Here is a 13,644-nt window from a genome sequence, read left to right on the forward strand (position 1 = left end):
AGGTCCACTCATCTACCCGCCCAGAACGCGGCGCCCGGGCAGGGAATGTCCACCGCGATGGCGCGGTAGATACCGGCCAGCTCAGCGGCCGATGGGGCGTGCCAATAGGCGGCGGGCTCTGACGCGATGTCGCGCAGCGCCGATGCGTCGAGGTCCGAGCCGAGGCCGATGGTGAAGATCCGAATGCCGCCCGCTTTTGCCGCGGAGGCCCGGGTCACCGCGGCGCTGACCGGCTGCGGGTTGGAACGCCCATCGGTGAGAAGGATGAGAACCGGCGCGTTATCGGGATCGTGGCGGGCACTGGCGAGCTCGGAGGCGCCGGAATCCACGCCGCAGACGATGCAGGTCTGCGGCGCGGCGGCCATCGATCCCAACGCGGCGTCGAGCGCGGCCCGGTCGGCGGTCAGGCCGCTGAGCAGGGTGGCCTGAGCATTGAAGACGACCACCGCCGCCTGATCGCCCTGACCCAGCCGCAGGGCGGAGAGGAAGGCCTGGGCCGCCTCACGGGCGGCATCGAGCTTGGTCCGCGAGCTGCCAGGCGCCGTGACCTCGAGCATCGATAACGAGGCGTCGAGGACGAGCACGGCATCGACGCGGCGTTGCTCAGGCAGGCAGGTCTCGCGGAGGAGAAGGGGAAGGAAGATCGGGGCGGGGTCGCGGGTAGGCGTTTGGCTGGGCGTGATGGTGGGAGTCGGAGTGGTCGTCGCCGGCACCAGGGTGACCGTTGGGCTGGGTAACAAGCCATTGAACGTAGCGATGTCATTGGGAAAGTTGTCGCCGCGATCGGCGCATGCTTCGAACGCCAGATGCTCGGTCAACCGCGCGCCGGACTCCGATACACGCCACGATCTGAAATCGAAGGGGCCGCGAATTGATGCCCCGGCGATCAGGTGCGAGCCGTCTCCGCTCCACGCGATAGATGCCTGGGGGCCGGCGTACGATGGTATGGCCGACGACGCCGGATCATAGCGAAGGTTTACAGGCGACTCCACCGGGGCGCGGGCGACCAGCTCGAGCTCGCCACCCTCCCGCCAGCGATACGTTCCGATGGAGGTCACACCGTGCACCGCCAGAAGCTCCGGATTGACCCAACCCTTATTGAACGCGACGCCACCGGTCATGGTGATGCCTGGCGTGGACACTTGCCAAGCGATCCGTGCGACCAAGTCGACGACATTGAGCTCGCCAACGATCCAGCGGTTCGTGATCAGAAGCTTCTCGTCGGTCGAAAGGGTTGCGTGGGTGACCCGGAGTGGGTGGTGCCTGAACCCGCCCCGGGTGACGCAATCGATCGGGTACCGCCCAATCGGCTTGATGACAACATCCCGGCCCAGCCTCTCCATATTCTGGACATCGATCGATACGACGCGGTTGGAGCTCGCCAAGTCGTCACGACTCGGCTCGGTCATGGGCACCAGGACCAGGTGGGCCACGGTCCCACTTGAGGCCATGATGATCTCGGCCACGGGAACCGGAAGCTCAAGACGTCCTCGTTCAGGGCCTAAGCGCTTGCCGATCCAATCGATTTCCGAGAGAGCGAACTTGGAAACACCGAAGAATTGGCCTCCGACACATGGTTTGGCTCGATCGGACGACTCCTGGGTGGCGATGAGAAGATACTGTCCGTCCGGTGTGATGGCCGTTCCGCCGACCGGCGTTGTCCAGGGCACCGACGAGAGCCACGTGGCCTCCCAACCGTCCCCGCCCCCGGTCGTCCTGTGCAAGGCATAAACGCTGTGGAGCGGCGCCGTGAGCGGGCCCGTGGCATAGATGCCATTCGTCCTGTTGGCGATGACCAGCGACAGGTCGGATACGAACGCCATTCGGCCCGGCGATGAAAATTGCTTCCCAAGATGAAATGGCTTTGCAGATTTGAGATCGAAGATCGAAACGGCATCGCAACCGTCAGGGGGCGAAATCGCATTGTCCTCAGTAAACAGGATGATGTCCGCGAGCGGCGGGAGGTGACTCTGGTCACTGGAGCGTGGGACCGAAGACGTTGGGGTGGCGGACTCATCTGAGATCCACATGGGGCCGAGGCTGGCCACGATTATCGTGAGCCCGATGAGGAACGACGCCAGGGGAGCAGTGTAGGTGTTCATCGACGGATTCCTTACCCGACTCGGACGATGTGCACGGCAGCGCCGGACATGTTGAGGTTCACCCGGTCTTCGACGCCTTCACCCTATCGCACTGGACAGCATGGTAGCATAGCCCCCTCCCCCATCCCGTCCCTGCTATCCTTCACGGTCGTTTGCGGTCAAGCCGACTTCGTCACGGACCGCCCAACCGGGGAGCCAACCGCCATGTCCGGCCATTCCAAGTGGTCCACCATCAAGCACAAGAAGGGCGCCGCCGACGCCAAGCGCGGCGCCATCTTCACCAAGCTGGCCAAGGGCCTGACCGTCGCCGCGCAGAACGGCGGCGGGGACCCGGAGATGAACTTCAGCTTGCGCCTGGCCGTGGACGGAGCCCGCGCGGCCAACATGCCCAAGGACAACATCGACCGGGCCATCCAGCGCGGCGTGGGCGGGGACAAGGCGACGGCGCTGGACGACGTGACCTACGAGGGCTACGGCCCCGGCGGCGTGGCCATCATCGTCGAGGCCACCACGGACAATCGCAACCGCACCGCCGGGCAGGTGCGCTCCGTCTTCACCAAGCACGGCTGCAGCCTGGGCGAGAGCGGCACCGTGGCCTGGCAGTTAGTTCAAGCGGCGCGGGGGGATAGGAATTTCAATCGCGCCCCCTCCGTAGCCCGGCAGTCTAGGCCCCTCCCACCGCCGCGTCAACCGCCCCATCCGCGTCTCCAACGCGGTCGCGCCGCCATGCGCACGCCCATCCGAACGGCCGTGCGCCCTGTCCGGCACCACGGCCGCGCCCGCACCGCCTGCCGAAAGCCCTCCGCCCCGCGCTCACGCCCCTCAGCACCCGCCATCACTCGCCATTCAGCCCACGGCGCCGCGTCCTAGAGGCAGCCGCCACCGCCGCCGCCGCTCGCGGGCGGCGGTCGCGTCCCGCCTCGTGCCGTCCGCGGCCATGATGCTTGTCCACGGCGTTATGGCTGTCCACGGCCATCCGCCCGTCCGTCCGCGGCGATCATGCCGCATCGCTCGCCGCTTCTTTCGCCGCACCGCCCGCCGGCGGCCCAGTCGCCCACGGGCCGGCGCGAGCGTCTTGACCCTTGGCCCGCAAGTGGCGCAGGATCTGCGAGGAATGACCTGGGCACTCCGATAACGCTATCGCCGTTGAACGCAACCGCTCAGGCCGGTCAGGTGCAGGGGAGACGTCGGATCGATCGAGCGTTCCGCGCGATACGCGGCCGAACCAGCAGCCTATAGTAGGGGGCATGGACTGAGCCAAGCACGCCCAGTGACGTCGGAGTATGCGAAGAGCGAAGGACGGAGGTTACGCCGAGACGTACTTGCCGCGCGGGTCAGGCGGACGTCTGTCGATCCGAGCAGTCTTCAGATCGAGCGATTGAACATGGGTGGCGGACGGCCCGTGACGGGCTTGCGCCGGTTGCCTCTTGGTGGCGCGACGGTGTCAGACGCTGCCGTTGGCCGACCCACCGCGTCCGTTGCGGAGCAGGCGCAGCACTTCGGCCATGTCGGTTTTCAGGCCGGTAACATCCGTTTTCAGGCCGGTAACATCCGTTTTCAGGCCGGTAACATCCGTTTTCAGGCCACCAACATCCGTTTTCAGGCCATCAACATCCGTTTTCAGGCCATCAAGATCCGTTTTCAGGCCATCAAGATCCGTTTTCAGGCCATGAATACCAGACTCAATGCTCATCACGCGCGTCTTGATATCGATCACGTCGGTCTGCAAGCTTGCCAGGAGGCCTTGCAGAATCCGCTGATCCCGACCCAAGTCCACATCCGCCTGCTTGAGCGCTCGGGTTTCAGCCTCTAGTTTGGTCACGCGGCTGTCTGAGACGACGGCCATCAGCCGCAACCGTTCTTTGAAGTGTCCGTAGTCCGGGGCACTATCGTGTTCCTGTCGTGGTCTGTCACTGCCGGTAGTGACAGTATACGCGGAGTATGTTACACCGGCAATGTCAGTTCCGGCCGCGTACCTCTGTCGGACAGCCTGCCGGGCCGCATGGTGTGGTCTCGAAGCGCCACGAAACGGCCGCGCCCGTTCGCACTCAAGCCTCCCCACGCGAGAAGATTTCAAAACGCGTGTTCGTGGCTCAGGACTTGACAGAGGAGCAACGGCGAGAGGACTTTGCCGCCCTCGACCGCATGCGTGAGACGGTCATGGGCGTGTCACCGGAGGAGATCGAACGGGAGGTCGCGCGGGCTGTCGTGGTGGTTCGGGAGGGCTCCGGCGTGGCATTGACCCGCCCGCGCCCCATCCCTTCGGCCCACGCATCGCCAGCTACGCCGCCTACGGGTACGCACAGGCCGTCCGAAACTCAAATCGGTACGGCCGATACCCCCCCGCGACGGCCGTCACCCCCACCGTCCGACAGGCCTCGAGGAGATAGGAATTTCAATCGCGCCCCCTCCGGAGCCCGGCCAGTCTGGGCCCCTCCCACCCCCGCGTCAACCGCCCCATTCGCGTCCCCAGCGCCGTCGCCACCCTCTCCGCACGCCCATCCGAACGGCGTGCGCCCCCCTCCGACACCACATCCGCGCCAGCACCGCCTGCCGGAACCCCTCCGACCCGCGATCACGCCCCTCATCACCCCCCATCGGCCCACATCGTCGCGTGCACGAGGCAGCCGCCACCGTCGCCGCCCCTCGCGAGCGGCGGTCGCGTCCCGCCTCGTGCCGTCCGCGGCCATCATGCTTGTCCACGGCGTTATGGCTGTCCGCGGCCATCCGCCCGTCCGTCCGCGGCGATCATGCCGCATCGCTCGCCGCTTCGTTCGCCGCACCGCCCGCCGGCGGCCCGGTCGCCCACGGGCCGGCGCGAGCGTCTTGACCCTTGGCCCGTAAGTGGCGCAGGATCTTGTCGATCACCTTCGGTTCTTGGATGCGACCAGAACGCGCTGAGGTTCGCCACGAACCGCCAACCGAAGCTGATCAGCCACGCCAGCACGAAGCACGCGCCGCTGGCCGCCCACATCGCCGTGCCGTGCGGCCAGACGAAGCGCGTGCCGGCGGGGGCGATCAGCGGGAAGAGCGCGACGTAGCCGATCAGCATCGGCACGCCGCGCAGGATGAACTGCGTCGCGGCGCGGCCGAAGTCGTTCGCCAGCCAGTACGCTATGTAGCCCATCGGCCGCAGCAGATCGCCGGCGATCTCGCCCGTGTGGACGCTGCGCATCACGTCGAACCAGCCGAACGCCGCCAGCGGGCCGATGACCGCCTGGCTGATCGCGGTGAACGTGATCGCGGCCGGCAGCGTGATGCCGGCGGCTTCCGAACGGCCGTCGTAGAGCGCCGTGATCACGGCGACGCGGAGCATGCCGAAGAAGAAGTTCGTCGCCAGCCCGGCCAGCGCCACGGTGCGGTACGTCAGGTGGCGGCGGAAGCTCTGGCGGGCGATGGCGACGGGGAGCATGGCGGGATTGTGCCATGCCGCCTGGCGGGCGGACGTTCGACCACGACGGGAGGTCGTTCGGTGGCGGCGGCGCCCGGCTGTGCGGCCCTTCGACTCACGCGCCCACCAGCTCCACCGCGTCGCCAACCGCGACTTCCCCGCCCTCGATCACGTAGCAGTCCAGCGCCAGCTTGCCGTCGAACCGCTCGACGATGCCGCGCAAGATCGAAGGGTCCCGCGCCTGCGTGTCCGGGTCGTACGACGTCATGACGCAGCGCATCCGCAGATCCTGCACGCCGATCCACACGTCGCCGATCCGCAGCCGCAATCCCGGCCACTCGCGTTCCGCCAGCCCTTCCACGCCGCCGACGACGAGGTTCGGCCGCAGCCGCCGCCCGTCCCGCCCGAACGCCGTGATCGCCCCGTCCGTGGCCACGAGCAGGGGCAGCACGTCGAACCGCTCGGGCCCGTCGAATCGCACGAGCCCCGCGCCGGGCCCCGCGATCGCCACTACGTCCGCGTTCACCGCCTGGCCGTCCCACGGCCTGCCGTCCACGAGCACGTCGCCGCCTGCACCGATCGACCCCTTGTGCCCGAGGAACCGCGGGTGCGAGCGCGAGGTCACGACCCGCCCGCGCCCGTCCTCGACGTGCACGATCCGATCCCCCTCGATGCCCAGCGGGCCGATCCGCGCCCGATCCAGCGGCTCGCCGCCCATCGTCTTGACGGGGTATCGCCACAGTTCCGCGACATGCATCGCCACGCTTCCCTCCGGATCGGTGCGCGCCGCGAGGTGTGGCGCCTCACGTTGTCGGCGGGGGAGGGCGGAGCGTTACGGGGGCGGGGGGTGAGGATCGCAACGCCCAAAGTAGGCGTCGATCGTGCGAATGGTCGATCGTGCGAATGTGCGGAGCGAACCATGATCAAGGTGAGCCGATCCGACTACCGCGGTAGCAGCGGGGAGATAGGAATTTCAATCGCCCCCCTCCGGAGCCCGGCCAGTCTAGGCCCCTCCCACCCCCGCGTCAACCGCCCCATCCGCGTCCCCAGCGCCGTCGCACCCTCTCCGCACGCCCATCCGAACGGCGTGCGCCCCCCTCCGACACCACATCCGCGCCAGCACCGCCTGCCGGAACCCCTCCGACCCGCGATCACGCCCCTCATCACCCCCCATCGGCCCACATCGTCGCGTGCACGAGGCAGCCGCCACCGTCGCCGCCCCTCGCGAGCGGCGGTCGCGTCCCGCCTCGTGCCGTCCGCGGCCATTACAGGGACGGCGTATCGCCGCTCGGGTCCGCGTCGTCATTCCCATCGGCTAACCGTCTGACCTCACAGGCGGGGCCAACCTCGCCGTTGTGCGCACGACCGCCGCAATGTGCTGCGCCGCTCAACGGATGACGGCGTGCGGCGACGGCGAGTGCCCAGGATCGTGCCGGAAGGAGCCCATGTCTTGTTGGCCGATCGCTCTCGGTTGCGGTTTCTGACCGTGTCCTACCTCATCGCCGGCCTCATCGGGACGGCCATCGCCGGTTCCCGCGCCGGCGCCGAGCCCGCCTTGCGGCCACCATCTCAGGCCGACCACGCCCACTGGTATCGCGTCCCGAATCCGGCCACCGGGAGTCTCAGGGCCGTGGACATGGTCTCGTCCGATGTTGCCTGGGCGGTGTCCATGTCATCGGTCGATGGGCCGGGCCAAGTGCTGGTGTTCCGTGACGGCACGTGGCAAGCGGCCAGCACTCACCGGAACGTGTACTTGATGTCCATCGGCATGCTGTCGGAGACCGAGGGCTGGGCGGTCGGGTACGAGCTGGGGGGGACGACGCGCTCGGTGCTCCTGCCGATCCGCTCCGGCCGCGTCGGGCCGGTCGAGCGCACGCCATGCCACAGCCTGTACGACGTTCAGCTGTTGAGCCCATCCGAAGGCTGGGCTGTTGGCTCTGGCGGGAGCGGCGGGAAGGAGATGTGCATGGCGCACCTCCAGAACGGCAGCTGGTCCCCAGTGCCCAGCCCGGGCGCGGGGTTGTTGATCGGCGTCGAAATGGTGGACGCCGAACGAGGCTGGGCGGTTGGCTGGGAGGGGAAGACGCTCCTTTACGACGATGGCGCGTGGCGGGAAGTGCCCGGCCCCGAGTCGCCCGACGCGCCCGCCGGCTATCTTGACTTCGCGCTGATGGACATGGACCGCGGCTGGGCTGTCGGCGGCTTCGGACGTTCGACGCTCAGGCTTGCGGACGGTCGGTGGAACGTGGTGGACACCGGATTTGACATCGTGTTGGGCGGCGTGGACATGCTGTCCGGCGATCTGGCCTTCGCGGCCGGCCGAGGCAAGTCCGGTGCAACGGACAAACCCTTCGTTCTCCGCTTCCAGGATGGCGGCTGGCGCGAGGAGGACCTGAGCCGTGCGTCGGCGGACATCGGGCTCTTGGACGTGGACATGATCGCGCCGGACGACGGTTGGGCCGTCGGCTTTCGCAATACGCTCCGCTACGGTGTGCCGCCTTGGGCCACCGCCACCGCGTCGCCCACCGCACTTCCGACGCTTGACGCCACCCCCACCGCAGCTCCGACGGGCCCGCCGTCGTACCTGCCGGCGCTGCTCTGCGGCGCGCGTTTCGTCGGCATCACGTCCGCCCGACGCTGATGCCGCCCGTGCGACGCCGCGCCTATCCCCCAACTTCGCCTCGACGAACCCCACGATCATCTTGTAGCACCGCACCAGGTTCGCACCCTGGATGACGAGGAGCGGGCAGCGGATGGCGTCCACGGCGACCAGGGGGCTGTCGACGAGCGGCTGGTCGTATCCGCCGCTCGTCGCGGCGGTCACGTTTGCGCGCGCCACTATGATCAGCGTTTCGGCGACGTCATGGGCTTGACGGATTCGGGTCCGCCTCCGTCGCCCATGACCGACCGATTCTACCGAGCTGGAGTTCCGCCGTGGCGATCGAAACGCTTGCTTACACCGTCGTCGACCGGTTCGACGGCGTCGAGATCCGCCAGTACGACGGCTATGTCGTCGCCGAGACCGAAGTCGAAGGCGACCGGTCGGGTGCGACCAACGAGGGTTTCCGCCGGCTGGCGGGCTACATCTTCGGCGGCAATCGCGGCGACCGGAAGATCGCCATGACGGCGCCGGTGCTGCAGGCGAAGGGGCAGAGGATCGCGATGACCGCGCCCGTGCTCCAACAGGCGACCGGCGGCGCCGACGCGTCGGCGGACGCCGGCCCGTGGCTGATTCAGTTCACGATGCCCGCCGCGTATGCGCTCGACGCGTTGCCCGAGCCCATCGACGCCCGCGTTCGGCTCCGCGCCGAGCCGGCGCGACGGGTCGCGGCGCTGCGCTACTCGGGCGGCTGGTCGACGCGGCGGTACGAACTGAAGCTCCGTCAGCTCTACGATGCGCTCACCCGCCGCGGCGTTGCCGTCGCCGGCGCCCCCGTCTGGGCGCGGTACAATCCGCCGATCACGCCGTGGTTCCTGCGGCGCAACGAGATCCTCGTCGACGTAGCCCCTTGAGCACGCCACGCCCGGACCGCATAGCCGGGTTGCCACGCCGTCCTGCACATTTCGGCGATGGCGATCAGGCCAGAACGGCGTCCGTCTGAGAGAAGTCGTCGCCGACGCACAGGAGCGGCAGTCCTGCCAGGCGTGCCGTGGCGAGGCACAGGCAGTCGCCGAAGTTCAGGCCGGCGGGGTGCCGACCCTTGCCGTACGCGTCGTAGATGGCGACCGCCTCCCGCCCATGCAGCCCGTCAAACGGGATCGTGACGATCCCGAACGCGTCGAGGAAGTGATACAGCAGCGGGATCGACGCCTCGCCGGCCCGTGCCGCAAGTACGATGCCCGCCTCGGCCAGCGTCGGCGCCCCGACGGCCCGCGGCGATGCGCGCCAGAGCCGTTCCAGGAGGTCCGTTGCACAGTCCTCCCGAAACAGGATCGCGAGGATGGCCGACGCGTCGAGGATCACACGCCCTCCGGTCCGTAGCCGAGGATCGCGTCCTCCTCGTCGCGGCTCAACCGTCGACCCAGCTGCGCCGCCGGGATCGCCGGCCAGATCTCGCGCTCCATGATCCGCATCGCCCGCGCAAACGGGTCGCCCGCCGGCGCGTAGAGGACCAAACGGGCCTTGCGCTCTTCCAGGGCACGCCGCACCGCTTCGACCTTCGTCTCGCCCGTCATGCCGGCGACCTCGGCGACGAGGCGCTCGACGCGCTCGTTCTTGATGTTCAGTGCCATAGCTCCGTCCTCCGGGCACAACCATAGGCCGGATGGTGTAACGGTGCAAGAAAGGTGTATCGGTGGTGTGTCGTCGCTGGCGTTCCCGCACCCGGCGTGCCTGTGACCGTCCGGCGTTGCGCGATGACGATGGCCGGGATAGGGATTTCAATATGCCGTGGGCACGTACGAGAGCATCCGCGTGGTCTCCTCCGGCGCCTTCCTGGCGCTGTTGGAAGCGGAAGGAGCTGAGCGGCCATGATCAAGACGAAACCGACGATCCGGTCAAGGACTTCCCGCCTTTCCCTAGCGCGACCTGTTCTGCTACAACAATTCGGGCGTTGCGAACAAGGGGAGCAGAGCGATGAAGATGCGAACGCTGGGTCGGGGCGAATGGGCGCTCGAAGTGAGCGAGCAAGGGCTCGGGTGCATGGGGATGAGCGAGTTCTACGGCCACGCCGACGAAGCCGAGGCCGAAGCCACGCTGCTTCGGGCGGTGGAGCTTGGGGTCACCTTCTTCGACACCGCCGACATGTACGGCCCGTTCACCAACGAGCAGCTGCTGGGCCGTGTGCTGGCGCCGCACCGCGACCGCGCGGTGATCGCCACCAAGTTCGCCACCGTACGCGGCGAGCATGGCGAATGGCTCGGCCTGCGCGGCGACGCGGCCTACGTACACGAGGCCTGTGACGCGTCGCTGCGGCGCTTGGGCGTCGATCACATCGACCTCTACTTCCAGCACCGCGTCGACCGCACCGTTCCGATCGAGGAGACCGTGGGGGCGATGGCCGAGCTGGTCGCCGCAGGCAAGGTGCGCCACCTGGGGTTGAGCGAGGCATCCGCCGAGACGATTCGTCGCGCACATGCCGTGCACCCGATCACCGCGCTACAGACCGAATACTCGCTCTGGGAGCGTGACCTGGAAGCGGTGATCCTGCCGACGCTTCGGGAGCTGGGCATCGGTCTGGTGGCGTACTCGCCGCTCGGCCGCGGCTTCCTCACCGGGAAGCTGAACGACCCCACGGCCCTGGACGACGGGGACTTTCGCCTGGGGGGAGTGCCGCGCTTGTCGGGCGAGAATCTGCAGTCCAACCGGTTGCTGGTCGACCAGCTCACGAGCATCGCCGCCGACATCGGCGCGGAGCCCGCACAGGTGGCGCTGGCGTGGGTGCTGTCGCGCGGTGGTGACGTCGTCCCGATCCCCGGCACCAAGCGTCGCCGCTGGCTCGAGCAGAACGTGGCGGCTGGCGACGTGGAGCTGTCGCCGGACGCGCTCGCGCGGCTGGAAGCAGCGTTCCCGCCGGGCGTTGCGGCGGGCGACCGCTACCAGAGCATGGACTCGGTCAACGGATGATGGGGATAGGCAATTCAATCGCCCCCCCGCCTGAGCCCGGCAGTCTAAGCCCCTCCCACCAGAGTGTCAGCGGGTGCGCGATGTCGATTGCCGACGTGCCGACGTCGACGCGCTGCCGGGTACGGCCTCGATCAGCCGCCCACGTACGCCGCCAAATGCTCCCCCGTGAGCGTCGAGCGGGCGGCGACGAGATCGCCCGGCGTGCCCTCGAACACGATCCGCCCCCCGTCATGCCCCGCCCCCGGCCCGAGATCGATGATCCAGTCGGCGTGCGCCATGACCGCCTGGTGGTGCGCGATGACGATGGCCGACTTGCCGGCGTCGACGAGCCGGTCGAGCAGGCCGAGCAGGTGCGCCACGTCGGCCAGGTGGAGGCCGGTGGTCGGCTCGTCGAGGACGTAGACGTTGCCCTTATCGCCCATGTGGATGGCCAGCTTGAGGCGCTGGCGCTCGCCGCCGGACAGCGTCGTGAGCGGCTGGCCGAGGCTGAGGTAGCCGAGCCCGACGTCGGCGAGGCGGCCGAGGACAGCGTGCGCGGCCGGCGTCTTGGCCTCGCCTTCGCCGAAGAACGCCGCGGCCTCGGTCACCGACATCGCGAGCACCTCGCTGATGTCGCGGCCTCCCAGGTGGTACTCCAGCACGGATGCCTGGAACCGCTTTCCCTCGCACTCCTCGCACGTCGTGGCGACGCCGGCCATCACGCCGAGGTCGGTGTAGATCACGCCGGCGCCTTTGCACGTCGGGCAGGCGCCCTCGGAGTTGGCGCTGAAGAGCGCCGGCTTCACGCCGTTGGCCTTGGCGAACGCCGTGCGGATCGGGTCGAGCAGGCCGGTGTACGTGGCCGGATTGCTCCGCCGGGAGCCGCGGATCGGGGTCTGGTCGACGGACACGACGCCGTCCCGACCTGACACCGAGCCGTGGATCAGTGAGGACTTGCCCGAGCCGGCCACGCCGGTGACGACGACGAGCACGCCGAGCGGGATGTCGACATCGACGTTCTGCAGGTTGTGGGTGCTGGCGCCGCGCACCTCGAGCACCGCCGATGAGGTCCGCACCGCCTTCTTCAAGGCGGCCCGGTCGTCCAGGTGCCGCCCGGTCAGCGTATCGCTCCTGCGCAGCCCTTCGACGGTGCCCTCGAACACGACCTCGCCGCCCGCCGTGCCGGCGCGCGGGCCGAGGTCGACGACGTGGTCGGCGATATGAATCGTCTCCGGCTTGTGCTCCACGACGAGCACGGTGTTGCCCTTGTCGCGCAGCCGCAGCAGCAGGTCGTTCATCCGCTGGATGTCGTGCGGGTGCAGCCCGATGGTCGGCTCATCGAAGACGTAGGTGACGTCGGTCAGCGACGACCCGAGGTGGCGGATCATCTTCGTGCGCTGCGCCTCGCCGCCCGAGAGCGTGCCGGTCGGGCGCTCGAGCGACAGGTAGCCGAGCCCGATCTCGACGAACGAGTCCAGGCTGTGCCGCAGCGCGCCCAGCAGGGGCGCCACGGACGGCTCGTCCAGGCCGCGCACCCACGCGGCGAGGTCGCTGATCTGCATCGCGCAGGCGTCGGCGATGTTGATCCCGTTGATCTTCGACGATCGGGCCCCCTCGCTCAGCCGGGTGCCGCCGCACTCGGGGCAGGCGGTGAACGTCACCACCCGCTCCACGAAGGCGCGGATGTGCGGCTGGAGGGTGTCGACGTCCTTGGAGAGCATCGACTTCTGGAGCTTCGGGATCAGGCCCTCGTAGGTGAGGTTGATGCCGTCGACCTTGATCTTCGTCGGCTCCTTGTAGAGGAGGTCGTGGAGTTCCCGCTTGGTAAACGTGCGGATGGGCTTGCCCGGATCGAAGAAGCCGCAGCCGCTGAAGATGCGGCCATACCAACCTTCCATGCTGTAGCCGGGGATCGTGAGCGCTCCCTCGCTGAGCGACTTGCTGTCGTCGTACAGCTGCGTCAGGTCGAAGTCGGTCACCCGGCCCATGCCCTCGCAGCGCGGGCACATGCCGCCCGTGATCGTGAAGCTCCGCTTCTCCGCCTGGCTGGACCCGCGCTCAACGGTGATCGCCCCGCTGCCGTGGGCCGAGGCGACGTTGAACGAGAACGCCTGGGGCGAGCCGATGTGCGGCTGCCCGAGCCGGCTGAAGAGGATGCGCAGCATCGCGTTGGCGTCGGTGGCGGTGCCGACGGTGGAGCGGGCGTTGGCGCCCATCCGCTCCTGGTCGACGATGATCGCCGTCGTCAGCCCGTCGAGCACGTCGACCTCCGGCCGCGCCAGCGTCGGCATGAAGCCCTGGACGAAGGCGCTGTACGTCTCGTTGATCATCCGCTGCGACTCGGCGGCGATCGTGTCGAACACGAGCGAGGTCTTGCCGGAGCCCGAGACGCCGGTAAAGACCGTCAGCCGGCGCTTCGGGAGCTCGATGCTGACGTTCTTGAGGTTGTTCTCGCGGGCGCCGTGCACGCGGATCCGATCGTGGCGGTCGGCGGGGTGCAGCGCGGGCGGCTGCGTGTCCGTCGTGGTGGGCATGTTCGTCGTGTCTCCATGGGTAATGGGCTGTCTGGGAAGCCGATCCGTTTGGATGCCGTCGACGCCAGGGGC

Annotated in this window: 11 protein-coding genes; 4 read left to right on the forward strand and 7 right to left on the reverse strand. The window is 68.4% G+C overall.

From position 1 onward, the window contains the following. Positions 1 to 8: 8 nt before the first annotated feature. Positions 9 to 2,102, reverse strand: a complete 2,094-nt coding sequence (locus IPG72_03630; protein MBK6768118.1) for a VWA domain-containing protein — start codon at positions 2,100 to 2,102, stop codon at positions 9 to 11. Positions 2,103 to 2,306: 204 nt separating this feature from the next. On the opposite strand from IPG72_03630, the gene IPG72_03635 reads away from it, so the two are divergent. Then, positions 2,307 to 2,972, forward strand: coding sequence for a YebC/PmpR family DNA-binding transcriptional regulator (locus tag IPG72_03635; GenBank protein ID MBK6768119.1), 666 nt, complete (start codon positions 2,307 to 2,309; stop codon positions 2,970 to 2,972). Positions 2,973 to 3,546: 574 nt separating this feature from the next. Here the strand turns inward: IPG72_03635 and IPG72_03640 are convergent. The 3 genes from IPG72_03640 to IPG72_03650 all read right to left on the reverse strand — a co-directional run bounded on the left by IPG72_03640 (position 3,547) and on the right by IPG72_03650 (position 6,256). Then, entirely contained in the window at positions 3,547 to 3,948 is a 402-nt protein-coding gene (locus IPG72_03640) for a hypothetical protein (protein ID MBK6768120.1), read from the reverse strand. A gap of 861 nt (positions 3,949 to 4,809) precedes the next feature. Further along, a complete protein-coding gene (locus IPG72_03645) occupies positions 4,810 to 5,514 on the reverse strand; it encodes a hypothetical protein (GenBank protein MBK6768121.1) in 705 nt (234 codons plus the stop codon). 94 nt (positions 5,515 to 5,608) lie between these two features. Next, a complete protein-coding gene (locus IPG72_03650) occupies positions 5,609 to 6,256 on the reverse strand; it encodes an MOSC N-terminal beta barrel domain-containing protein (GenBank protein MBK6768122.1) in 648 nt (215 codons plus the stop codon). A gap of 690 nt (positions 6,257 to 6,946) precedes the next feature. Here IPG72_03650 and IPG72_03655 point away from each other — a divergent pair. Beyond that, positions 6,947 to 8,134 (forward strand): hypothetical protein, encoded by a 1,188-nt coding sequence (locus IPG72_03655; protein ID MBK6768123.1) that lies wholly within the window; start codon positions 6,947 to 6,949, stop codon positions 8,132 to 8,134. 293 nt (positions 8,135 to 8,427) lie between these two features. Next, positions 8,428 to 9,006 carry a heme-binding protein gene (locus tag IPG72_03660; GenBank protein MBK6768124.1) on the forward strand — a complete coding sequence of 193 codons (579 nt, stop codon included), beginning with the start codon at positions 8,428 to 8,430 and terminating at the stop codon, positions 9,004 to 9,006. Between the two features lie 64 nt (positions 9,007 to 9,070). Here the strand turns inward: IPG72_03660 and IPG72_03665 are convergent, their stop codons facing one another. Further along, positions 9,071 to 9,457 carry a type II toxin-antitoxin system VapC family toxin gene (locus IPG72_03665; GenBank protein ID MBK6768125.1) on the reverse strand — a complete coding sequence of 129 codons (387 nt, stop codon included), beginning with the start codon at positions 9,455 to 9,457 and terminating at the stop codon, positions 9,071 to 9,073. Further along, complete coding sequence (locus IPG72_03670; GenBank protein ID MBK6768126.1) at positions 9,454 to 9,726, reverse strand: type II toxin-antitoxin system VapB family antitoxin; 273 nt, start codon at positions 9,724 to 9,726, stop codon at positions 9,454 to 9,456. The genes IPG72_03665 and IPG72_03670 overlap by 4 nt, the downstream gene beginning before the upstream one ends. Positions 9,727 to 10,069: 343 nt before the next feature. Between IPG72_03670 and IPG72_03675 the strand changes: the two genes are divergently transcribed. Then, the gene (locus IPG72_03675; protein MBK6768127.1) at positions 10,070 to 11,059 is read left to right on the forward strand and encodes an aldo/keto reductase; all 990 of its coding nucleotides are present in this window, start codon (positions 10,070 to 10,072) and stop codon (positions 11,057 to 11,059) included. A gap of 131 nt (positions 11,060 to 11,190) precedes the next feature. On the opposite strand, the gene IPG72_03680 is transcribed toward IPG72_03675, so the two are convergent. Next, positions 11,191 to 13,572: an excinuclease ABC subunit UvrA gene (locus IPG72_03680; GenBank protein ID MBK6768128.1), complete on the reverse strand. Its 2,382-nt coding sequence runs from the start codon at positions 13,570 to 13,572 to the stop codon at positions 11,191 to 11,193. Positions 13,573 to 13,644: the final 72 nt, after the last annotated feature.

Source organism: Candidatus Avedoeria danica (assembly GCA_016703025.1).
Lineage (GTDB): Bacteria > Chloroflexota > Anaerolineae > Epilineales > Epilineaceae > Avedoeria > Avedoeria danica.

What these genes read in the sequence shown, in the direction of transcription:
- IPG72_03630 (MBK6768118.1), bottom strand. Translation starts at nt 2,102, where the DNA reads ATGAACACCTACACTGCTCCCCTGGCGTCGTTCCTCATCGGGCTCACG.
- IPG72_03635 (MBK6768119.1), top strand. Translation starts at nt 2,307, where the DNA reads ATGTCCGGCCATTCCAAGTGGTCCACCATCAAGCACAAGAAGGGCGCC.
- IPG72_03640 (MBK6768120.1), bottom strand. Translation starts at nt 3,948, where the DNA reads ATGGCCGTCGTCTCAGACAGCCGCGTGACCAAACTAGAGGCTGAAACC.
- IPG72_03645 (MBK6768121.1), bottom strand. Translation starts at nt 5,514, where the DNA reads ATGCTCCCCGTCGCCATCGCCCGCCAGAGCTTCCGCCGCCACCTGACG.
- IPG72_03670 (MBK6768126.1), bottom strand. Translation starts at nt 9,726, where the DNA reads ATGGCACTGAACATCAAGAACGAGCGCGTCGAGCGCCTCGTCGCCGAG.
- IPG72_03675 (MBK6768127.1), top strand. Translation starts at nt 10,070, where the DNA reads ATGAAGATGCGAACGCTGGGTCGGGGCGAATGGGCGCTCGAAGTGAGC.
- IPG72_03680 (MBK6768128.1), bottom strand. Translation starts at nt 13,572, where the DNA reads ATGCCCACCACGACGGACACGCAGCCGCCCGCGCTGCACCCCGCCGAC.